Annotated in this window: 19 protein-coding genes and 1 pseudogene; 8 read left to right on the top strand and 12 right to left on the bottom strand. The window is 71.6% G+C overall.

Annotation, left to right across the window (positions count from 1 at the left end; translation table 11 throughout):
• Nucleotides 1-20 precede the first annotated feature (20 nt).
• Genes OG982_RS23440 through meaB form a run of 3 tightly spaced genes read left to right on the top strand, consistent with a single transcriptional unit; the run spans nucleotide 21 to nucleotide 5,058 of the window.
• A complete protein-coding gene (locus OG982_RS23440; protein WP_266783650.1) occupies nucleotides 21-1,880 on the top strand; it encodes a methylmalonyl-CoA mutase family protein in 1,860 nt (619 codons plus the stop codon).
• Nucleotides 1,877-4,069: a methylmalonyl-CoA mutase gene (scpA, locus tag OG982_RS23435; RefSeq protein WP_266783652.1), complete on the top strand. Its 2,193-nt coding sequence runs from the start codon at nucleotides 1,877-1,879 to the stop codon at nucleotides 4,067-4,069. The genes OG982_RS23440 and scpA overlap by 4 nt, the downstream gene beginning before the upstream one ends.
• A 5-nt stretch (nucleotides 4,070-4,074) precedes the next feature.
• Complete coding sequence (meaB, locus tag OG982_RS23430; RefSeq protein ID WP_266783654.1) at nucleotides 4,075-5,058, top strand: methylmalonyl Co-A mutase-associated GTPase MeaB; 984 nt, start codon at nucleotides 4,075-4,077, stop codon at nucleotides 5,056-5,058.
• Nucleotides 5,059-5,203: 145 nt separating this feature from the next.
• Here the strand turns inward: meaB and OG982_RS23425 are convergent, their stop codons facing one another.
• The gene (locus tag OG982_RS23425; protein WP_266783656.1) at nucleotides 5,204-6,205 is read right to left on the bottom strand and encodes an asparaginase; all 1,002 of its coding nucleotides are present in this window, start codon (nucleotides 6,203-6,205) and stop codon (nucleotides 5,204-5,206) included.
• Nucleotides 6,206-6,338: 133 nt separating this feature from the next.
• On the opposite strand from OG982_RS23425, the gene OG982_RS23420 reads away from it, so the two are divergent.
• Nucleotides 6,339-6,794, top strand: coding sequence for an Lrp/AsnC family transcriptional regulator (locus tag OG982_RS23420; RefSeq protein WP_266783658.1), 456 nt, complete (start codon nucleotides 6,339-6,341; stop codon nucleotides 6,792-6,794).
• Nucleotides 6,795-6,861: 67 nt separating this feature from the next.
• Nucleotides 6,862-7,173, top strand: a pseudogene (locus OG982_RS23415) (PQQ-binding-like beta-propeller repeat protein); the annotation flags it as partial.
• A 29-nt stretch (nucleotides 7,174-7,202) separates the two neighbouring features.
• Here the strand turns inward: OG982_RS23415 and OG982_RS23410 are convergent.
• Nucleotides 7,203-8,534, bottom strand: coding sequence for a class I SAM-dependent RNA methyltransferase (locus tag OG982_RS23410; protein WP_266783660.1), 1,332 nt, complete (start codon nucleotides 8,532-8,534; stop codon nucleotides 7,203-7,205).
• Nucleotides 8,535-8,642: 108 nt separating this feature from the next.
• A complete protein-coding gene (locus tag OG982_RS23405; RefSeq protein WP_266783662.1) occupies nucleotides 8,643-10,691 on the bottom strand; it encodes an APC family permease in 2,049 nt (682 codons plus the stop codon).
• 199 nt (nucleotides 10,692-10,890) lie between these two features.
• Here OG982_RS23405 and OG982_RS23400 point away from each other — a divergent pair, with 199 nt between their 5' ends.
• Entirely contained in the window at nucleotides 10,891-11,559 is a 669-nt protein-coding gene (locus OG982_RS23400) for a TrkA family potassium uptake protein (RefSeq protein WP_266783664.1), read from the top strand.
• On the top strand, nucleotides 11,556-12,218 hold the full coding sequence (locus tag OG982_RS23395; RefSeq protein WP_266783666.1) for a TrkA family potassium uptake protein: 663 nt from the start codon (nucleotides 11,556-11,558) through the stop codon (nucleotides 12,216-12,218). The genes OG982_RS23400 and OG982_RS23395 overlap by 4 nt, the downstream gene beginning before the upstream one ends.
• A 119-nt stretch (nucleotides 12,219-12,337) precedes the next feature.
• On the opposite strand, the gene OG982_RS23390 is transcribed toward OG982_RS23395, so the two are convergent.
• The 7 genes from OG982_RS23390 to OG982_RS23360 form a co-directional block, all read right to left on the bottom strand.
• Complete coding sequence (locus tag OG982_RS23390; protein ID WP_266783668.1) at nucleotides 12,338-13,075, bottom strand: DUF3159 domain-containing protein; 738 nt, start codon at nucleotides 13,073-13,075, stop codon at nucleotides 12,338-12,340.
• A 3-nt stretch (nucleotides 13,076-13,078) separates the two neighbouring features.
• Nucleotides 13,079-13,498, bottom strand: coding sequence for an OB-fold nucleic acid binding domain-containing protein (locus OG982_RS23385; protein ID WP_266783670.1), 420 nt, complete (start codon nucleotides 13,496-13,498; stop codon nucleotides 13,079-13,081).
• A 24-nt stretch (nucleotides 13,499-13,522) separates the two neighbouring features.
• A complete protein-coding gene (locus tag OG982_RS23380) occupies nucleotides 13,523-14,209 on the bottom strand; it encodes a response regulator (protein ID WP_266783673.1) in 687 nt (228 codons plus the stop codon).
• Nucleotides 14,206-16,800 (bottom strand): sensor histidine kinase KdpD, encoded by a 2,595-nt coding sequence (locus OG982_RS23375; RefSeq protein ID WP_266949210.1) that lies wholly within the window; start codon nucleotides 16,798-16,800, stop codon nucleotides 14,206-14,208. The genes OG982_RS23380 and OG982_RS23375 overlap by 4 nt, the downstream gene beginning before the upstream one ends.
• A gap of 189 nt (nucleotides 16,801-16,989) precedes the next feature.
• Entirely contained in the window at nucleotides 16,990-17,778 is a 789-nt protein-coding gene (locus OG982_RS23370; protein WP_266783677.1) for a DUF3710 domain-containing protein, read from the bottom strand.
• A 1-nt stretch (nucleotide 17,779) separates the two neighbouring features.
• Nucleotides 17,780-18,316, bottom strand: coding sequence for a dUTP diphosphatase (gene dut / locus OG982_RS23365; RefSeq protein WP_266783679.1), 537 nt, complete (start codon nucleotides 18,314-18,316; stop codon nucleotides 17,780-17,782).
• Entirely contained in the window at nucleotides 18,316-18,900 is a 585-nt protein-coding gene (locus OG982_RS23360; RefSeq protein ID WP_266783681.1) for a PaaI family thioesterase, read from the bottom strand. Before OG982_RS23360 ends, dut begins: the two co-directional genes overlap by 1 nt.
• Nucleotides 18,901-18,958: 58 nt before the next feature.
• Between OG982_RS23360 and OG982_RS23355 the strand changes: the two genes are divergently transcribed.
• Entirely contained in the window at nucleotides 18,959-19,426 is a 468-nt protein-coding gene (locus tag OG982_RS23355; RefSeq protein WP_266783683.1) for a DUF3093 domain-containing protein, read from the top strand.
• 89 nt (nucleotides 19,427-19,515) lie between these two features.
• Here OG982_RS23355 and OG982_RS23350 read toward each other — a convergent pair whose 3' ends face one another.
• A complete protein-coding gene (locus tag OG982_RS23350) occupies nucleotides 19,516-20,433 on the bottom strand; it encodes a hypothetical protein (RefSeq protein ID WP_266783685.1) in 918 nt (305 codons plus the stop codon).
• Between the two features lie 12 nt (nucleotides 20,434-20,445).
• Nucleotides 20,446-20,742 carry a DUF4193 domain-containing protein gene (locus OG982_RS23345; protein WP_008741351.1) on the bottom strand — a complete coding sequence of 99 codons (297 nt, stop codon included), beginning with the start codon at nucleotides 20,740-20,742 and terminating at the stop codon, nucleotides 20,446-20,448.
• Nucleotides 20,743-21,107: the final 365 nt, after the last annotated feature.

Below are 21,107 nucleotides of genomic sequence, written 5' to 3'. Positions count from 1 at the left end.
ACCCCCCTAGCATTCGAGCCATGACGGTCCTGCCTGATGACGGGCTTTCCCTGGCCGCCGAGTTCCCTGACGCGACACATGAGCAGTGGCAGCGCCTGGTTGAAGGCGTACTGCGCAAGTCGGGCAAGGAAGTATCCGGCGAGGCAGCTGAAGACGCGTTGTCCACCCAGCTAGAGGACGGGCTCAGCACCCGCCCGCTCTACACCGCGCGCGAGAACGCCGCCGACACCGGTTTCCCCGGGTTCGCCCCCTTTGTACGGGGCGGCCGGCCCGAGGGCACCTCCGTCTCCGGCTGGGACGTGCGCCAGCTGCTCGCGGGCACCGACCCCGTACGGGTGAACGAGGCGGCCCTCGCCGACCTCGAGAACGGCACCACCTCGCTGTGGCTCACCGTCGGCCGGACGGGTCTTCCCGCCGACGGCCTCGGGCGCGCCCTCGAAGGGGTCTACCTCGACCTCGCACCCGTCGCCCTCGACGCCGGGGCCGACTACGCCGAGGCCGCCCGCGCGCTGCTGGCCCTGTACGCGGAGCGCGAGGTCGCCCCCGACGCCGCCCGCGCCTCGCTCGGCGCCGACCCGCTGGGCCACGAGGCCCGCACGGGTGAGGCCCTGGACCTCGCCGAGGCCGCCGCCCTGGCCCGCGAGACGGCCGGCGCCTGGCCGCACGTACGCACCCTGACGGTGGACGCCCTGCCGTACCACGAGGCCGGCGGCAGCGCCGCCGAGGAGCTGGGGCTGTCCCTGGCCACCGGCGTCGCGTACCTGCGCGCCCTCACGGACGGCGGGCTCGGCATCGAAGCGGCCCTCGGCCAGCTGGAGTTCCGCTACGCCGCGACCGCCGACCAGTTCCTCACCATCTCCAAGCTGCGCGCCGCCCGCCGCCTGTGGGCCCGCGTCGCCGAGGCCTGCGGGGCCCCCGAGGCCGGCGCCCAGCGCCAGCACGCCGTCACCTCGCCGGTGATGATGACGCGGCGCGACCCCTGGGTGAACATGCTCCGCACCACCGTCGCCTGCATGGCGGCCGGCGTGGGCGGCGCGGACTCGGTGACCGTGCTCCCCTTCGACAACGAGCTCGGCCTGCCGGACGCCTTCGCGCGCCGCGTCGCCCGCAACACCTCCACCATCCTGCTGGAGGAGTCGCACCTCGCCCGGGTCATCGACCCGGCGGGCGGCTCGTACTACGTGGAGCGCCTCACCGCCGAACTCGCCGACGCCGCCTGGGAGTTCTTCCAGACGGTGGAGAAGGCGGGCGGCCTGCCCGAGGCCCTGCGCTCCGGCCTGGTCGCGGAGCGCCTCGCCACCACCTGGGCGGCCCGCTCCAAGAAGCTGGCCAAGCGCCGCGAACCGATCACCGGCGTCAGCGAGTTCCCGCTGCTGTCCGAGAAGCCCGTCGTCCGCGAGCCCGCGCCCGCCGCGCCGACCGGCGGACTGCCGCGGGTACGGCGTGACGAGGCGTACGAGGCGCTGCGCGCCCGCAGCGACGCGCACCTGACGGCGACCGGGAACCGCCCGCGGATCTTCCTCGCCGCGCTGGGCCCGGCGGCCGCGCACACCGCGCGGGCCACCTTCGCCTCGAACCTGTTCCAGGCCGGCGGCATCGAGCCCGTGCACGACCCGGTGTCCGTGGACCCGGCGACGGCCGCCGAGGCGTACGCCGCCAGCGGCGCGGACGGGATGGCCGTGCTGTGCTCCAGTGACGCGCTGTACGAGGAGCAGGCCGAGGCCGTGGCCGCGGCGCTGCGCTCGGCGGGCGCCACGACCCTGTTCCTCGCCGGCAAGCCGGGCACCGCCCAGGCCTCCGTGGACGAGTACGTCTTCGCGGGCTGCGACGCGGTCGCCGTGCTGTCCTCCGTACTCGACCGGATGGGAGTCGCGTCTTGAGCGGCACCGCGATCCCCGATTTCTCCGCACTCGCGCTGAACGGCGACGGCGCCGCGGCGTCCGAGGACCAGTGGCGCACGGCCGTGAAGGAGTCCACCGGCTCCGCGGGCGGCGACCTGCTCTGGGAGACCCCGGAGGGCATCGGCGTCAAGCCGCTGTACACCGGCCGGGACCTGGAGGGTCTGGACTTCCTGCGCACGTACCCGGGCGTGGCCCCGTACCTGCGCGGCCCGTACCCGACGATGTACGTCAACCAGCCCTGGACGATCCGGCAGTACGCCGGTTTCTCCACGGCCGAGGAGTCGAACGCCTTCTACCGGCGCAACCTGGCGGCCGGCCAGAAGGGCCTGTCGGTGGCCTTCGACCTGCCGACGCACCGCGGCTACGACAGCGACCACCCGCGCGTGACGGGCGACGTCGGCATGGCGGGCGTGGCGATCGACTCGATCTACGACATGAGGCAGCTGTTCGACGGGATCCCGCTCGACAAGATGTCGGTGTCGATGACGATGAACGGCGCGGTGCTGCCGGTCCTCGCGCTCTACATCGTGGCGGCGGAGGAGCAGGGCGTCTCCCCCGACAAGCTCGCCGGGACCATCCAGAACGACATCCTCAAAGAGTTCATGGTCCGCAACACCTACATCTACCCGCCCAAGCCGTCGATGCGGATCATCTCCGACATCTTCTCGTTCACCTCGCAGAAGATGCCCCGGTACAACTCCATCTCGATCTCCGGCTACCACATCCAGGAGGCCGGTGCCACGGCCGACCTGGAGCTCGCGTACACCCTCGCCGACGGTGTGGAGTACCTGCGCGCCGGGCAGGCGGTCGGGCTGAACGTGGACGCGTTCGCGCCGCGCCTGTCGTTCTTCTGGGCGATCGGCATGAACTTCTTCATGGAGGTCGCGAAGCTGCGCGCGGCGCGCCTGCTGTGGGCGCGGCTCGTCAAGCAGTTCGACCCGCAGAACCCCAAGTCTCTGTCGCTGCGCACGCATTCGCAGACCTCGGGCTGGTCGCTGACGGCGCAGGACGTCTTCAACAACGTGACGCGCACCTGCATCGAGGCGATGGCGGCGACCCAGGGGCACACCCAGTCGCTGCACACCAACGCCCTCGACGAGGCGCTCGCGCTGCCGACGGACTTCTCGGCGCGCATCGCCCGCAACACCCAGCTGCTGCTCCAGCAGGAGTCGGGGACCTGCCGGTCGATCGACCCGTGGGGCGGCAGCGCGTACGTCGAGAAGCTGACGTACGACCTGGCGCGGCGGGCCTGGCAGCACATCGAGGAGGTCGAGGCGGCCGGCGGCATGGCGCAGGCCATCGACGCCGGCATCCCGAAGCTGCGCGTGGAGGAGGCCGCGGCCCGCACGCAGGCGCGGATCGACTCGGGCCGCCAGCCGGTGATCGGCGTGAACAAGTACCGGGTGGAGAGCGACGAGGCGATCGACGTCCTCAAGGTCGACAACTCCTCGGTGCGCTCGCAGCAGATCGCCAAGTTGCGGCGGCTGCGCGAGGAGCGCGACGAGGCGGTCACGCAGGACACCCTGCGGGCGCTGACGAACGCGGCCGGGCGGGGCGAGGGCAACCTGCTCGCGCTGGCGGTGGACGCGGCGCGCGCGAAGGCGACCGTGGGCGAGATCTCGGACGCCCTGGAGAAGGTGTACGGGCGGCACGCGAGCCAGATCCGTACGATCTCGGGTGTGTACCGCACCGAGGCAGGCGAGTCCCCGTCCGTGGAGCGCACCCGTGCGCTCGTCGACCGGTTCGAGGAGGCGGAGGGACGGCGTCCGCGCATCCTGGTCGCCAAGATGGGCCAGGACGGGCACGACCGGGGCCAGAAGGTGATCGCGACGGCCTTCGCCGACCTGGGCTTCGACGTGGACGTCGGCCCGCTGTTCCAGACCCCGGCGGAGGTGGCCCGCCAGGCCGTCGAGGCGGACGTCCACGTGGTGGGCGTCTCGTCGCTGGCGGCCGGTCACCTGACCCTCGTACCGGCGCTGCGCGAGCAGCTGGCGGAGGAGGGCCGCGAGGACATCATGATCGTGGTGGGCGGGGTGATCCCGCCGGCCGATGTCCCGACGCTGCTGGAGATGGGCGCGACGGCGGTGTTCCCGCCGGGCACGGTGATCCCGGACGCGGCCCACGACCTGGTGACGCGGCTGGCCGCGGATCTGGGCCACGAGCTGTAGCCGCGATGCCGAGGATCGACATCGAGGCGTACGCGAAGGGCGTACTCGACGGGAAGCGGGCGTTCATCGCGCGCGCGATCACGCTCGTCGAGTCCACGCTGCCGGCCCACCGGGGGCTCGCGCAGCAGCTGTTGACGGAACTCCTCCCCCACGCGGGGCGAGCCCGGCGCATCGGGATCAGCGGTGTGCCCGGGGTGGGCAAGTCCACGTTCATCGATGCGTTCGGAACGATGCTGACGGGGCTGGGCCACCGTGTGGCGGTCCTCGCCGTGGACCCGTCCTCCACGCGTACGGGCGGCTCCATCCTGGGTGACAAGACCCGGATGGAACGCCTGTCGGTGGACCCGGCGGCATTCGTCCGCCCCTCCCCCTCGGCGGGCACGCTGGGCGGGGTCGCGAAGGCCACGCGCGAGTCGATGATCGTGATGGAGGCGGCGGGCTACGACGTGGTCCTGGTGGAGACGGTCGGCGTGGGCCAGTCGGAAACGACGGTGGCCGGCATGGTGGACTCCTTCCTCCTGCTGTCCCTGGCCCGTACGGGGGACCAGCTCCAGGGCATCAAGAAGGGCGTGCTGGAGCTGGCCGACGTCCTGGCGGTGAACAAGGCGGACGGCCCGCACGAGCGCGACGCGAAGGCGGCGGCGCGTGAACTGGCGGGCGCCCTGCGCCTGATGCACCCGGCGGACGCGGCGTGGACCCCGCCGGTCCTGACGTGCAGCGCGCGGGAGTCCGCGGGCCTGGACGAGGTCTGGAACCGCCTGGAGCAGCACCGACGACTGCTGGACGCGGGGGGCCGGCTGGCGGCGAAGCGGGCGGCGCAGCAGGTGGAATGGACCTGGTCGATGGTCCGCGACGAACTGCTGGAGCGCCTGCGCTCCAACCCCGCCGTCCGGGACCTGGCCCCGGCCTTGGAATCCGCGGTCCGCGCCGGCTCCCTGACCCCCACCCTCGCAGCCGACCGCCTCCTGACCGCCTTCTCCGAATCCTGACGCCTGCGGCGGGGCCGAATCCGGCCCCGCCAAATCCAGCCCCGCCGGGGGTCAAACGCAGCCTCGCCGGCGTTTGAGGCGCGGGGGTCCGGGGGCAGAGCCCCCGGCAACGGCGCCGCACCCGGTCCACCCAGCGGCGGTGGCGTCAGGCGTCGATCAGGACCGGCCCCGCCGGGGTGAGCGTCCGGCGGAGGATGCGGGACTGCTCCGCCCGGTCGCCGGAGGCGAGGAGCGCGGACAGGACCGCGATCCGCGCCTGCCCCGCCCGCAGCGTGCCCGTCGCCACGGCCCCGGCCGCGACCAGGTCCACCGCCCCGCCATGGGTGTAGATCTCCGTCACCGGCCCGGCGGCGACCCGCGTGGTCAGCGCGACCAGCACCCCCCGGGCAACGGCGGCCCGCACCGCCTCCACGATCTCCGGGGTCGCGTTCCCCGCCCCCGTCCCGATCAGGACGATCCCCCGCGCCCCCGCCTCGACGGCGGCGTTCAGCAGCACCGCGTCACCATCGGCGTGGTGCATCACCATGTCCACCCGCGGCGGCACCTCCGGCATCGCCGGCAACGCCAGCGGCTCCGGCCGCTGCGGCGTCCGCAGCACGACGACCTTCCCGAAGCCGATCTTGCCCAGCAGTTCCTTCGACGGGTCGGCGAACGCGTCCAGCGCCACGGCCTGCGTCTTCACGGTGCCCCGCGCCGCATGCACCCGCCCCGCGAACGTGATCAGCACCCCGAGCCCCCGCGTCGACGCCGCCGTCAGCAGCGCGTCGTACAGGTTCTCCGGGCCGTCGCCGTCGGCCGTACCCATCGGCAGCTGGGACCCGGTGAACACCACCGTGCGCGGGTCGTGGTGGTGGAGGTCGACGAGGAAGGCCGACTCCTCCAGCGTGTCGGTGCCGTGGGTGACGACGATGCCGTCCACGCCCGGGTCGGCCAGCACCTCGTGCACGGTGCGCAGCAGGGTGAGCTGGTGGGCGGTGGTCAGCCGGGGGCTGTTCACGCTGAACAGGTCGACCACCTCGACGGTGACGCCCTCGGGCAGCGGCGCGGTGGCCATCACCTCGCTGCCGCCGGCGTCGGCCGCGAAGCCGGATCCCTGCCAGCGGCTGGCTATCGTCCCACCGGTGCTGATGACGACGATCCGTCCCATGGCCGCCCTTCCCCTCATGCCTTGGCGCCCTGATGCGCACGTACGCTCGAAACGGCAATAATAAGAAAATCTACGCGCAACGCGATTGCCAGTTTCGCCCCACCCGCAACATACGAGGGGGGATGATTGCGCCATGGACGCCATCGACCGTGAAATCTTGCGCGAGCTCCAGAAGGACGGCCGCCTCAGCAACCAGGAGCTGGCCGCGCGCGTCGGCCTGACCCCCTCCCCCTGCATGCGCCGCGTGCGCCAGCTGGAACAGGACGGGGTGATCCAGGGCTACCGCGCGGTGATCGACCCGGAGGCGGTCGGCCGCGGCTTCGAGGTGCTGGTCTCCGTGGAGGTACGGCGCGACCGCGAGGCGGTGGAGGCGTTCGAGGCGGCCCTCCAGGGCATCCCCGACGTCATCGAGGCGTACCGCCTCTTCGGCAGCCCCGGCTGCCTGCTCCGCATCGCCGTCGCGGACCTGCGCGCGTACGAACGCCTCTGGATCGAGCAGCTCACGGCCCTGTCGGGGGTCACCGAGGTGAACTCGCAGATCATCATGAAGCGCATCAAGGAGCCCACCGGCCTGCCGGTCGAGCGCTGACCGCGGGCCCGCAGAGCGGCCCGCGCGGGGCCCCAAGCCGTACGGCCAGCGCCGCTACGGCGTCCCGGCCGTCCGGGACGGCGTCGTCTACGCCAACGAGGGCGCCCGCGGCATCGTCGCCGTCGACGCCCGCACCGGCGCCGAACGCTGGACGGAGACGGCCCCGAAGGACTTCCGCGCCGCCCCCGACACCACCCCGGCGGTGGGCACCCGGTACGTCTACTCGCTGGACCTGATCGGCCTCCGCGCCATCGACGTGCGCACCCACCGCACCGCCTGGCGCTCCACCACGACGGCCACCACCCTCATCCCGGACCCGGACGGCACCCGCGTCTACGCCCGCGAGGACTCCAGACTCCTCGCCTTCCGAATGGAATGACCCGGCACGCCCGACCGAACGGCCCCCACTCAGCCGTCCTCGCGCACCGGCTCCAGAATCGCGACGCACTCCACGTGGTGCGTCATCGGGAACAGGTCGAAGACGCGCAGGGTGCGGACCTTGTAGCCCGTTTCCGCGAAGTAGGCCAGGTCGCGGGCCAGGGCCGCCGGGTCGCAGGCCACGTAGGCGATGCGGCGGGCCGAGAGGCCGGCGATGTGGCGGACCGTCTGCTTGCCGGCGCCCGCGCGCGGGGGGTCGAGGACGACCAGGTCGCACTCCGTGATGCCGGTCTTCGGCAGGACCGTCTCGACCTTGCCCTGCTCGATGCGGACCCGGGGGAAGTCCGCCAGGTTGTGCCGGGCGTCCTCCACCGCGCGCTTCGTCGACTCGATGCCGAGGACCGCGCCCGTCTCGCCCAGGCGTTCGGCGAGGGCTCCCGCGAAGATGCCGACGCCGCAGTAGAGGTCGAGGGCCATCTCGCCCTTGCGCGGCATCAGGCCCTGCATGACGGCCTTGATCAGGGTGTCCGCGGCCTGCGGGTGGACCTGCCAGAAGCCGCCCATGCCGACGCGGTAGGTGCGGCCGTCGGCGCGCTCGCGGACGAAGGGGCGGCCGTGGACGCGGTGGACACCGCCGTCCTTCTCCTCGACCCGCAGGACCGAGACCGGCTTGTCGAGCTCCACGAGGGGCAGGCGGCCGCCCGGGCGCGGGGTGAGGACGACCTGGCGGTCGCCCGAGCCGGAGGCGGCGATGGCCTCGACCGACGCCATCTGGGGCCAGTCCTGCTTCTCGATGCCCAGCTCGCTGACGCCCGGCGCCGCGATCATGCAGTGGTCGATCAGTTCCACGTCGTGCGAGCGGTGCCTGCGCAGGCCCGCGTTGCCGTCCTCGTCGATCGCGTACTGGACGCGGGTGCGCCACTGGGGGACCTGCCCCGCCGGCAGCTTGTCGCCCTCGGCCGGCATGACGGTGCCGTCCCAGCCGGCCTCCTCCGGGGTGAGCCCGGCGAGCCGCTTCAGCTGCTCGGCGACGACCTCGCCCTTGAGCCGGCGCTGGGCGCCCGGCTTGGCGTGCTGCCAGTCGCAGCCACCGCACTTGCCGGGGCCGGCGAACGGGCACGGGGCCTCGACGCGGTCCTTGGAGGCGTCGAGCACGGTGATGGCGTCGGCGCGCAGGAAGCGGGAGTCGACGTCGCCCTCGGTGACCTTCGCGACGACCTTCTCGCCGGGCAGGGTGTGGCGGACGAACAGGACCCGGCCCTCGGCGGTACGGGCGATGCAGTGGCCGCCGTGCGCGACGGGGCCGACCTCGACCTCGTACTCCTCCCCGACCAGTGACTGCTTCTCGTTCTGCTCCGTCATGGCGGGGAGGCTCCAAGGCTAAGAAAGATCAAAAATGCGGAACGGCCGGACGACCGACCCACCAGTTTACGTGGATCTCGTCCGGCCGTTCACCAACCTGACGCGGGGCTACTTCCCGGCCGGGTCCCGCGGCCGCGGGGTGTCCACCGGCCCGCGGCGCACCGCGCCCGGCGCGTTCCACTCCGCCCGCTTCTTCGCCCGCCGCTTCGCGAGCTCCGAGGACTCCAGCTGGTAGGGCACCGAGGTGACCATCACACCGGGCGTGAAGAGCAGCCGACCCTTGAGCCGCAGCGCGCTCTGGTTGTGCAGCAGGTGCTCGTACCAGCGGCCGACGACGTACTCGGGGATGTACACGCTGACGGCGTCGCGCGGGTTCTCGCTGCGCAGCCCCTTCACGTACTCCACCACGGGCCGGGTGATCTCCCGGTACGGGGAGTCGAGGATCTTCAGCGGGACGTTGATCCCGCGCCGCTCCCACTCCTCGCGCAGCGCCTTGGTCTCGGCGACGTCCACGCTGATGCTCAGCGCTTCCAGGGTGTCCGAGCGCGTCAGCTTGGCGAAGGCCAGGGCCCGCAGGGTGGGCTTGTGGACCTTCGACACCAGGACGATCGAGTGGACCCGGGAGGGCCGCACGCTGTCGTCGCTGGGGCCCTCGGCGGCGGCGATCTCGTCGGCCACCCGGTCGTAGTGCTTCCGGATCGCGGACATCGTGCCGTAGAAGATCACCATGCCGAGCAGCGCGACCCACGCGCCGTGGGTGAACTTGGTGGCCAGTACGACGACCAGCACCAGGCCGGTGAAGAAGGCGCCGAAGGTGTTGATCGCGCGGGAGCGCTTCATCCGGCTGCGCGCGGCCGGGTCCTGCTCGGAGCGCAGGTGGCGGTTCCAGTGCCGGACCATGCCGATCTGGCTCAGCGTGAAGGAGACGAACACGCCCACGATGTAGAGCTGGATCAGCTTGGTCGAGTCGGCGTCGTAGACCCAGACCAGCAGGATCGCGGCGCCCGCGAGCAGCACGATGCCGTTCGAGAACGCGAGGCGGTCGCCGCGGGTGTGCAGCTGGCGCGGCAGGTAGCGGTCCTGGGCGAGGATCGAGCCGAGCAGCGGGAAGCCGTTGTACGCGGTGTTCGCGGCCAGGAACAGGACCAGCGCGGTGGCGGTCGCCAGCACGATGAACAGGAAGCTGCCGTTGCCGAAGACGGCCTCGGCGACCTGGGAGATCACCGGGTGCTGGACGAAGTCGGGACCGACGGGGGTGCCGTTCTCCAGCAGGTTCGTCGAGGGCGTCTCGGCCATCTTGACGTCGGTGGCCATGGCCAGGCCGATGATCCCGCAGAACATGGTGACCGCCAGGGCGCCCATGAGGGCGAGGGTGGTGGCCGCGTTCTTGCTCTTGGGCTTGCGGAAGGCGGGGACGCCGTTGCTGATGGCCTCGACGCCGGTCAGGGCGGCACAGCCGGACGAGAAGGCTCTCAGCAGCAGGAACACCAGCGCGAAGCCGGCCAGCCCCTGGTGCTCGGGCTTGATTTCAAGATCGGCCGTGGGGGCCTTCATCGTGTCGTCCAGGACCAGGCCGCGCCAGGCACCCCAGGCGATCATCACGAAAACGGCGCCGACGAACACATAGGTCGGGATGGCGAAGAGCTTCCCGGATTCCTTCACACCGCGCAGATTCATCAGCGTGAGCAGCAGAATCATGACCGTCGCGGAGAGCACCTTGTGCTCGATGACGAAATCCACGGCGGAACCGAGATTCTCGACTCCGGAGGAGATCGAGACCGCGACCGTGAGGACGTAGTCGACGAGCAGGGCGCTCGCGACGGTGAGTCCGGCCTTGGGCCCGAGGTTGGTGTTGGCGACCTCGTAGTCACCGCCGCCGCTCGGGTAGGCGTGGACGTTCTGGCGGTACGAGGCGACCACGGTGAACATCAGCACGACGACCGCGAGCGCGATCCAGGGGCTGAAGTGGTACGCCGACACGCCCGCGATCGACAGGACCAGCAGAACCTCGCCGGGGGCGTATGCCACCGAGGAGAGCGGGTCGGACGCGAAGACAGGAAGGGCGATCCGCTTGGGGAGGAGTGTTTCTCCGAGGCGGTCGCTGCGTAGCGCCCGGCCGATCAGGATCCGTTTGGGCACGTCGGTCAGTTTGGACACGCCAAGGATCGTAAGCGTTCGAAATCGGCCTGACGAACCCCCCACCCCATATCAAGGGCAATGAGGCCCCGACTGCGCCGCAAGAGGCCACATTGGTGACCGCCCGTGTGTAGCTTGGGCCATGGTCTGAGACCCTGTTAAGCCAGAGCATGCAATGAGGCTGGGAACCAGCGCGCCGCTGGCAGCCGGAAGGACGGCCGTGCACATCGTCATCATGGGCTGCGGAAGGGTGGGCTCCGCCCTCGCGCAGACCCTGGAACAGCAGGGGCATACGGTCGCTGTCGTCGACCAGGACCCCACGTCATTCCGTCGGCTGGGCGCCGGGTTCGGCGGCCGCCGCGTCACCGGCGTCGGCTTCGATCAGGACACCCTGCGGGAGGCCGGGATCGAGGAGGCGGGCGCCTTCGCCGCGGTCAGCAGTGGTGACAATTCCAACATCATCGCCGCCCGCGTGGCCCGCGAGATGTTCGGCGTCGAGAACGTCGCGGCCCGCATCTACGACCCCAAGCGCGCCGAGGTCTACCAGCGCCTCGGCATCCCCACCGTCGCCACCGTGCGGTGGACCGCAGACCAGATGCTGCGCCGGCTGCTGCCCTCGGGCGCGGAGCCGCTGTGGCGCGACCCGAGCGGCGGTGTCCAGCTCGCCGAGGTGCACACCTCCGCCGCCTGGATCGGGCACAAGGTCAGCAAGCTGCAGGAGGAGACCGGCGTCCGCGTGGCGTTCCTCACCCGGCTGGGCGAGGCGATGCTGCCGACCTCCCAGACCGTGCTGCAGGAGGGCGACCTCGTCCACGTGATGATGCGCACGGACGAGATCGCCAAGGTCGAAGAGGCCTTCGCCGAGGGTCCCGAGGAGGCACACGCATGAGGGTCGCGATCGCCGGAGCCGGCGCCGTGGGTCGTTCCATCGCGGGCGAGCTGCTGGAGAACGGCCACGAGGTGCTGCTGGTCGACAAGGCTCCGACCGCCATCTCGGTGGAGCGGGTGCCGCAGGCCGAGTGGCTGCTGGCCGACGCCTGCGAGATCACCTCGCTGGACGAGGCGGCACTGCAGCGCTGCAACGTGGTCATCGCCGCGACGGGAGACGACAAGGTCAACCTGGTCGTCTCGCTGCTGGCCAAGACCGAGTACGGGGTGCCCCGCGTCGTGGCGCGGGTCAACAACCCCAAGAACGAGTGGCTCTTCAACGAGTCCTGGGGCGTCGACGTCGCCGTCTCGACCCCGCGCCTGATGTCGGCGCTGGTCGAGGAGGCCGTCAGCGTCGGCGACCTGGTGCGGCTGCTGCGCTTCAGCCACGGCGACGCCAACCTCGTCGAGCTGACCCTGCCGGCCGACTCCTCGGTCGCGGGTACCCAGATCAGCGAGATCGCCTGGCCGGAGGACACCTCGCTCGTCACGATCATCCGGGGCAACCGGGTGCTCACGCCGCACGGCGAGGAGACCCTGGAGCCGGGCGACGAGCTCCTCTTCGTGGCTGCCCAGGCCCGCGAGGAACAGCTGGAGGACCTCCTCCAGGCCCGTCACTGACGGAACCGGGCAGGACCCGGCAGGACCGCGCGGGACCCGGCAGGAACACGCGAAGGGGCGGGGCGGCCGATCGGCCGCCCCGCCCCTTCGCGTGCGTGTCCGTCACGCGGGTGCCGCGCCTACCCGGCGGCGGACCTGCGGGCCTTCTCGGCGGCTTCCTCGGCCGCCTCCTTGGCCTCCCACTCCGCGATCACGTCGATCGGCGGCGGCGCCTTCGCCAGGAACACCCAGGTGAAGTACACCGCGAGCACCATCGGCGGGAGCTTGAGCGCGATCAGCACCCAGCCCAGCTGCGTCGCGTCGCCCCACCAGTACAGCGGGAAGAGGATCGCGTACTTGGCGAGGAAGATGATGCCCCAGGCCAGGCTGGCCTTGGTGTACGCCTTCTTGCGCCCGGGGTTGCGGGTGCGCCAGGACAGGTTCTCCTTGAACACCGGCCCCAGCACCACGCCCAGCAGCGGGAAGCCCACCAGCGCGGAGAGCGTGAACGCCACGCCCAGGCCGGCTCCGTAGATCATGCCCGGCAGGTAGAAGCCCTTGGCGGTGCCGGTGAAGAGGGCGAAGGCCACGCCCACGCCCACGCCGAAGACGCCGCTGAAGGCGTGCTTCACGGTGTCCTTGCGCAGCAGCCGCACGATCACGAGCAGGACCGCGACCGCGCCCGCCGCGATGGCGGACATCTTCACGTCCTTGTTGATCGTGTAGATCATGACGAAGAGCAGCCCGGGCAGCATCGTCTCCACGGTGCCGCGGATGCCGCCGAAGGCGTCGAAGAGCGCCGCCTGGGTCACGGCCTTCTGATCCTCGGAGGGCTCGCCCGCGGGGTCCGGGGTGATCGGTTTGTCGAATGACGTCACCGGTTAGTGCTCCTGTCCGAGCGGTCGGAGTTCGTACTTCGGGTTGAAGAGCACCCGGCGCCCGTGGCTCATCGAGATCCGTCCGGAGGCGATCATGCGCCGCCCGGGTTCGATTCCCACGATCGAGCGACGTCCGAGCCAGACCACGTCCAGCGCGGCGGAGCCGTCGAAGAGCTCCGCCTCGAGGGCCGGTACGCCTGCCCGCGGCCGCAGGGTGACGGTACGCAGTGTTCCCGTCACCTTGACTATCTGGCGGTCGTGGCAGTCGCAGATCCGCGTGCACCCCGCGGCTTCTGCGTCCTCCTGCAGCTCCGCCGAATGCAGCTCCTCCTGGGAGGTGGACAGCCGCTCAATCATCCGGCGGAACCGGCCCGCCGGCCTGACCGGCTTCGCGGGCTTCTCGGGACGCGGTTCAGCACTCATAGACGAAGCGTACCGGCGCCTCCACTACCTCTCGAAGCGGTATCCCATGCCCGGTTCCGTGATGAAGTGCCGCGGGTGCGAGGGGTCCGCTTCGAGTTTGCGGCGCAGCTGGGCCATGTAGACCCGCAGGTAGTTGGTCTCGGTGCCGTACGAGGGCCCCCAGACCTCCTGGAGGAGCTGCTTCTGGCTGACGAGCTTGCCGCCGTTGCGGACGAGCACCTCCAGCAGGTGCCATTCGGTGGGGGTGAGACGTACGTCGCGTCCCTCGCGCACGGCCTTCTTCGCGGCGAGGTCCACGGTGAAGTCCTCGGTCTCGACGATCACCTCGTCCTCGCCGGAGCCCGCGCCCGGCTCGGCCCGGCGGACGGCGGCGCGCAGCCGGGCCAGCAGCTCGTCCATGCCGAAGGGCTTGGTGACGTAGTCGTCGGCGCCCGCGTCGAGGGCCTCGACCTTCTCGTCGGAGCTGTGGCGGGCGGACAGGACCAGGATCGGCACCCGGGTCCAGCCGCGCAGGCCCTTGATCACCTCGACGCCGTCCATGTCGGGCAGGCCGAGGTCGAGGACGACCACGTCGGGGTGGCGGGCGGCCGCGAGCTCCAGGGCCTGGGCCCCGTCCGCGGCGGCGTCGACCTCGTACTTGCGCGCCTTCAGGTTGATCACGAGGGCTCGGACGATCTGCGGCTCGTCGTCCACCACGAGCACTCGGGTCATTGAGGGCCTGCCTTCTGTCGTATCGGGTCGAGATCTTCGAGGTCAGAGCGGCCTTCGCCGTCCACCGTGACATGTGACGGTGGACGGTCGGGTGTCACCGCACGCAGCGTGAGGACCATGGTGAGCCCGCCCCCCGGAGTGTCCTCGGCGGCCAGGGTGCCGTCCATGGCCTCCGCGAAGCCGCGGGCCACCGCCAGCCCGAGCCCCACCCCGGCCCCGCGCGGCGCGTCCCCGTGCCGCTGGAACGGGGCGAAGATCCGGTCCTTGGCCTCATCGGGCACGCCCGGCCCGCGGTCCACGACCCGCACCTCGACGCGGTCTCCGAGGAAGCTGGCCGCCACCAGCACCGGCTCGCCCAGCGGGCTGTACTTGACCGCGTTCTCCACCACGTTCGCCACGGTCCGCTCCAGCAGCCCCGGGTCCACCGCCACCATCGGCAGCGTCTCGGGCACGTCCAGTACCACGCTGTCCTCCGGTACGCCGAGCAGCGCCATCGGAACCACCTCGTCCAGGTCGATCTCCCGGATCAGCGGGGTCACGGTTCCGGTCTGCAGCCGGGACATGTCCAGCAGGTTGCCCACGAGGTGGTCGAGGCGGTCGGCGCCGGCCTCGATCCCTTCAAGCAGCTCGGCCCGGTCCTCCTCGGACCAGTCCACGTCATCGGAGCGCAGGGACGACACGGACGCCTTGATCGAGGCCAGCGGCGTCCGCAGGTCATGGCTGACGGCGGCGAGCAGCGCGGTCCTGATCCGGTTGCCCTCCGCCAGCCGGCGCGCCTCCTCGGCCTGGTCGACCAGCCGCTGGCGGTCCAGCACCACGGCGGCCTGCGCGGCGAACGCGCCGAGCACCCGCCGGTCCTCGGCGGGCAGCACCCGCCCCGACAGGGCCAGCGCCATGTGATCGCCGATCGGCATGTCCACGTCGGCGTCCTCGGGCCGGGCGACCGGGCTCGGCCCGACGCTCCCGGCCGGTTTCCAGGGCTCGACCTCGCTCGTGCGCTCCAGCAGGGCCACGGACTCCATCGCGAAGGTCTCGCGCACCCGCTCCAGCAGCGCGTCCAGCGTGTGCTCGCCGCGCAGCACGCTCCCGGCCAGGAAGGACAGGATCTCCGACTCGGCGCGCAGCCGCGCGGCCTGGTGGGTGCGCCGGGCGGCCAGGTCCACCACCGACGCCACGGAGACGGCCACCCCGAAGAAGACCGCGATGGCCACGATGTTCTTGGGGTCGGAGACGGTGAACCGGTGCAGGGGCGGCGCGAAGAAGTAGTTCAGCAGCAGCGAGCCGACGGCCGCCGAGGCCAGCGCCGGGAACAGCCCGCCGAGCAGCGCGGCGGCCACCGTCAGCGACAGGAACAGCAGCATGTCGTTGGCGAGGCCGAGGTCGGCGTCCACGTGCGTGAGCAGCACGGCCAGCAGGACGGGGAAGGCCACCCCCACCACCCAGCCGGCGATGATCCGCGTGCGCCCGAGCCGCGCCGCCGTGCGGACCACGGGCAGCCCCCGGCCCTTGGCGACGTGCTCGTGCGTGACGATGTGCACGTCGAGGTCGGGTCCCGAGTCGCGGGCGACGCTGGCGCCGACACCGGGGCCGAAGACGTACTGCCAGGCCTTGCGGCGGCTGGAGCCGAGGACGATCTGGGTGGCGTTGACCCCGCGGGCGAATTCGAGGAGCGCGTCCGGGATGTCGTCCCCGATGACGTGGTGGAACGTTCCGCCAAGATCTTCGACCAGGGTGCGCTGGACCGCGAGCTCCTTCGGCGAGGCCGCGGTGAGCCCGTCGCTGCGGGCGATGTAGACGGCCAGGATCTCGCTGCCGGAGCCCTTGGCCGCCATCCTGGAGGCGCGGCGGATGAGCGTGCGCCCCTCGGGCCCGCCGGTGAGCCCGACGACGATGCGCTCGCGGGCCTGCCAGGTGGAGCGGATGCCGTGCTCGCCCCGGTACTGCTGGAGGTACTCGTCGGCCCGGTCGGCGACCCACAGCAGCGCCAGCTCGCGCAGCGCGGTCAGGTTGCCGGGGCGGAAGTAGTTGGACAGGGCCGCGTCGACCTTGTCGGAGCGGTAGATGTTCCCGTGCGCCATCCGCCGCCGCAGGGCCTGCGGGGACATGTCCACGAGCTCGATCTGGTCGGCCCGCCGGACCACCTCGTCGGGGACGGTCTCGCGCTGGCGCACCCCGGTGATCGACTCGACGACGTCCCCGAGGGACTCCAGGTGCTGGATGTTCACGGTGGTGACGACGTCGATGCCGGCCCGGAGCAGCTCCTCCACGTCCTGCCAGCGCTTGGCGTTGCGCGAGCCCGGCACGTTGGTGTGCGCGAGCTCGTCCACCAGCGCGATGGCGGGCCGACGGGCCAGTACCGCGGCCACGTCCATCTCGGTGAACTCGGCGCCCCGGTACGCCAGCGCCTTGCGCGGCACCTGCTCCAGGCCGTGCAGCATCACCTCGGTGCGCGGTCGCCCGTGGTGCTCGACGAAGCCGACGACGCAGTCGGCGCCCCGCTCGACCCGGCGGTGGCCCTCGGAGAGCATCGCGTACGTCTTGCCCACTCCGGGGGCCGCGCCGAGGTATATCCGAAGCTTGCCGCGTCCCATGCGCTCATTCTCGGGGACGTTTGCCCCGTTCACGCACCTGTGAGCGGCTTTACGGGCATCCCTGACGCAGCTTTGACGCGGCCGGGCCCCGGACGCGCGAAGGCCGGTGGGTCGTCCCCCCGAAGGAGTACGGCGCACCGGCCGAAAACGCGTGTACGCGGGCGTACGGCGCAGGCCCCGCGGGCGGGGTCAGCGGACCTCGGTGATCTCCGGGCCGCGCTCCAGCTGGCCCATGCCGCCGCCGAAGCGGGAACCCTCGGGCTCCTCGGTCGTCTGCACGCCGTCCGGCACCATCTGGGCGTCGTTCGGCAGCTTCAGGACGATCGGGTCGCGCGGGGCCATCGGGCCTTCGCCGCGTACGACGACGGTGTCCCGGAAGATCTGCTCCAGCACACCGGCCGACTCGGGGCGCACCGCGCCCTGGCCGGAGATGACACCGCGCAGGAACCAGCGCGGGCCGTCCACGCCGACGAAGCGCACCAGCTGGGCGCCGGTCTGCCCGTCCGGCAGCGGCACGGGCACCTGCGCGCGCAGCTCCCAGCCCAGCGGGCCCTCGACCTCGTCGATGATGCCGCCCTGCTGGGTGATGCCGGAGGCGATCTCCTCGCGGACCTCGCCCCAGATGCCTTCCTTCTTGGGCGCCGCGAAGGCCTGCAGCTGCACGGCGCTGTCGCCGAGGACCACGGTCGCGGCCACGATCGCGTCACCCGCGACCTCGACACGCAGCTCCATGCCCTCGACACCGGGTACGAGAATGCCGCCCAGGTCCACCCGGCCGTCCTCGGGGTTGCCAAGCACCTCGGAGACGTCCCAGGGGCCGTCCGGCCGCGGGGCCGGCGGCAGGTTCACCCTGCGCGGCGCGGCGGAGGCGTCGAGGTCCTCGGCGCCGTCCCGCTCATCGGCGTGCGCGCCGTCGACGACCTGCTCGGCCGCGCCGCCGTCCTTGACGGAGTCGTTCTTCTTGCGACGTCCGAACACGTCACTGTCCTTCCCGGTCGGTTACGACCGAAGCGTAGCCATTCCCACCCTGCTGACCAGCGCCGGATCCGGCCACGGCCGCATGACCGCCGGTGGAGCCGAAACCCCCCTCGGCCCGGGCCGAGCCGGGAAGTTCCGCCACCTCGTGGAAGCGCACCTTCTCGACCCGCTGGACAACCAGCTGGGCAATGCGGTCGAAACGCTCGAACCTGACGCTCTCGCGCGGGTCGAGATTGACCACGATCACCTTGATCTCCCCACGGTACCCGGCATCCACCGTCCCCGGGGCATTCACGAGCGCGAGCCCGCAGCGGGCGGCCAGGCCCGAGCGGGGGTGCACGAAGGCCGCGTACCCGTCGGGCAGCGCGATCGAGACGCCGGTGGGCAGGACGGCGCGCTCGCCGGGCTCCAGCTCGGCGGCCTCGGTGGTCACCAGGTCGCAGCCGGCGTCGCCGGGGTGGCCGTACGCCGGAATCGGGACCTCCGGGTCGACGCGGCGGATCAGCACGTCGACGGGGGCGTGGTTGCTCAGGGACATCAGGGGTTCACCTCAAAGGCGCGTGCGCGCTTGACCTGGTCCGGGTCGGCCATGGCCGCCTGGATCTCCTCGGGCCGACCGTTGTCGATGAAGTGGTCGACCTTCACTTCGATGAAGAGGGCGTCCGCGCGTATCGCGAGCACGCCGTCGGGGCCGCCGATCCGGCCCTCGGCCGTGCAGTAGATCTTCCGGCCGGCCACGGCGGTGACCTCGGCCTCCAGGTACAGCACGGTGTCCACGGGGACGGGCCGCAGGAAGTCGGTCTCCAGCCGACCCGTCACCGCGATGACGCGCAGCAGCCAGTTCAGCGAGCCCAGCGTCTCGTCGAGCGCGGTGGCCAGGACGCCGCCGTGGGCCAGGCCCGGGGCGCCCTGGTGGGCGGGCTTGACGGTGAACTCGGCGCTGACGCGCACGCCCTCGCCCGCCCGCGACTCCAGGTGCAGCCCGTGCGGCTGGCCGGCGCCGCAGCCGAAGCAGTGCTCGTAGTGCGCGCCGAGCAGTTCACCGGGGGCCGGGGCATCGGGGTGCCGTACCGGCGCGGTGGCGTCCGCCGGGGGCGTCAACGCTGTGTTTCGTCCACTCACAGCCGCAGACCTTACCCGCGCGGCTACCCGCCGGTCGCCCCGTGGCAGGCTTGACGCCATGCAGCTCTCCCCCGCGCACCACGACGAACGTCTCACCGCCCCCCGCTCCTGGTGGGGCATCGCCGTACTCACCGGCCTGGCCTGCGCGCTGATGCTGCTGCCGCTGGGCGGGCTCCCGCTGCTCGTCGGCCTGATCGGCGGCACCGCGCTGGCGGGGATCGTGGTGAGCTCGTACGGCTCCGCGCGCGTGCGCGTGGTGAACGGCGTGCTGGCGGCGGGCGACGCCCGGATCCCGGCGACGGCGCTGGGCGAACCGGAGGTCCTGGACGCGGAGGAGGCCCGCGCCTGGCGGACGTACAAGGCCGACCCGCGTGCCTACATGCTGCTGCGCAGCTACGTTGCGACGGCGGTCCGCGTCGAGGTCACCGACCCGGCGGACCCGACCCCGTACGTGTACCTCTCGACCCGGGAGCCGCAGGCCCTGGTGGCGGCGCTGACGGCGGCGAAGGCCGGCCAGGGCGTCTGACCTCGTCCGGGACCCGGCGGAATACGCCGGGAGCGAGTGCCCCGTGAGGGAGTGCCCCGGGAGCGCCTCTTCGGCCCTTTTCGGCCGCTTCAGCCGCGCGCGCCCGGCCCGGGCCCTTCGAGTGCCGCCCTGAGTGCCCCGGGAAGGGGCTGGACGGGCTGTTCCAGGGGCGGCAACCGGTGCAGGGCATCCCATGCCACGGCGCGGGCGCGGAGGTCGGTACGGACCTTCTCGGCGAGCTTGCGGGTGTCGCGGCGGTTCATGACGGCGCCGACGGCCGCGCCCACCATGAACGGCATCAGGTTGGGCAGGTTGCGGAACATCCGCTTCATGATCTGCTGGCGCAGTTCGCGCTTCATCTGACCGCCGAGCGCCGCGTTCAGCGTCGTCGGCTTGGTCAGGTCGACCCCGCGCTCCTCCGTCCACGCGGTGAGGTAGGCGAGGCTGCGGGCCTTGAGGTCGCCGGACGGGCGCCGGCCGTACACCTCGTGGAGTTCGGCGATGAGCTTGAGCTCGATCGCCGCGACCGCGGTGATCTCGGCCGCCAGTTCCGCCGGCATCGCGGGCGGCACCGGCAGCATGGCCGCCGCGCCGATCCCCGCGCCCACGGTCGAGGTGGCGTTGGCGGCGCCGACGATCAGCTTGTCGGCAAGCTGATCGGGACCGAGGCCCGGGAACTGCGCGCGCAGCGTCGCGAGGTCCCGAACGGGAACGCGCGGGGCGATCTCGATGATCCGGTCGGCGACGTACAGGGCGGCTGCCCTGACACCTACGCCGCCCTTGCGCACGCCGTTCCGCACGGCTTGCATCCGACGGGTCCCGGTCGTGATGCGGGACCCCTCGCCGGCCGCTGTGGCCGACGGCACCGCCGCTGTGGTGCCGGAGGGCACGGCGGGTACGCCGGGGGCTCCAGGGCCCGTTGCCGGGCCCGTGGCTCCCGCCTGCGTCTCCGCCGGATCACCAGTTTTCCGGAAGCGCATCTTCCGGAAGGGCGTCGAGCCTGTCACGGCCCTGGCCTCTCAGTCGCAGTCGCGACAGATCGGCTGACCGTTCTTCTCGCGTGCCAGCTGGCTGCGGTGGTGCACCAGGAAGCAGCTCATGCAGGTGAACTCATCGGCCTGCTTGGGCAGGACCCGGACGGCCAGCTCCTCGTTGGAGAGGTCCGCTCCCGGAAGTTCCATTCCTTCCGCCGAGTCGAAGTCGTCGACGTCGACGACTGAGGACGACTTCTCGTTACGCCGGGCCTTCAGCTCTTCAATGCTGTCGTTGTCGACGTCGTCGTCGGTCTTGCGTGGGGTGTCGTAGTCCGTTGCCATTGTTCGCTCTCCCCCTCTGGGATTTAGCGGTGTCTCAGCGCACGTAACGCGCGAGAGGCCGGACTTGTGCCCGACCTGAGGCGGAGATTTTGCCTCACATCAAGGTCTGTTACTCAATCGACACCCAGCCGCACACCCGAAGGTGCAATTGGCTGGGATGACGACCGGGACCGTACACGGTCCGGGGGCCGTCCTGCACAAACGCCACCCCGTGTATTTCCCGCCATCCAGGGGGCCGGAAACCCGGACTTCCCGGGCTTTCCGGCCTTCCTGGGGTCACAGAACGCACATGACCCAACACTCGGCCATGTGATCGATCACACAGATACCACTGTCTCGCCGATCGGACCGTTCAGCCAACAGCG

It is taken from the genome of Streptomyces sp. NBC_01551 (assembly GCF_026339935.1).
Classification (GTDB): Bacteria; Actinomycetota; Actinomycetes; order Streptomycetales; family Streptomycetaceae; genus Streptomyces.
This window is presented reverse-complemented; position numbering and strand designations above follow the sequence as displayed.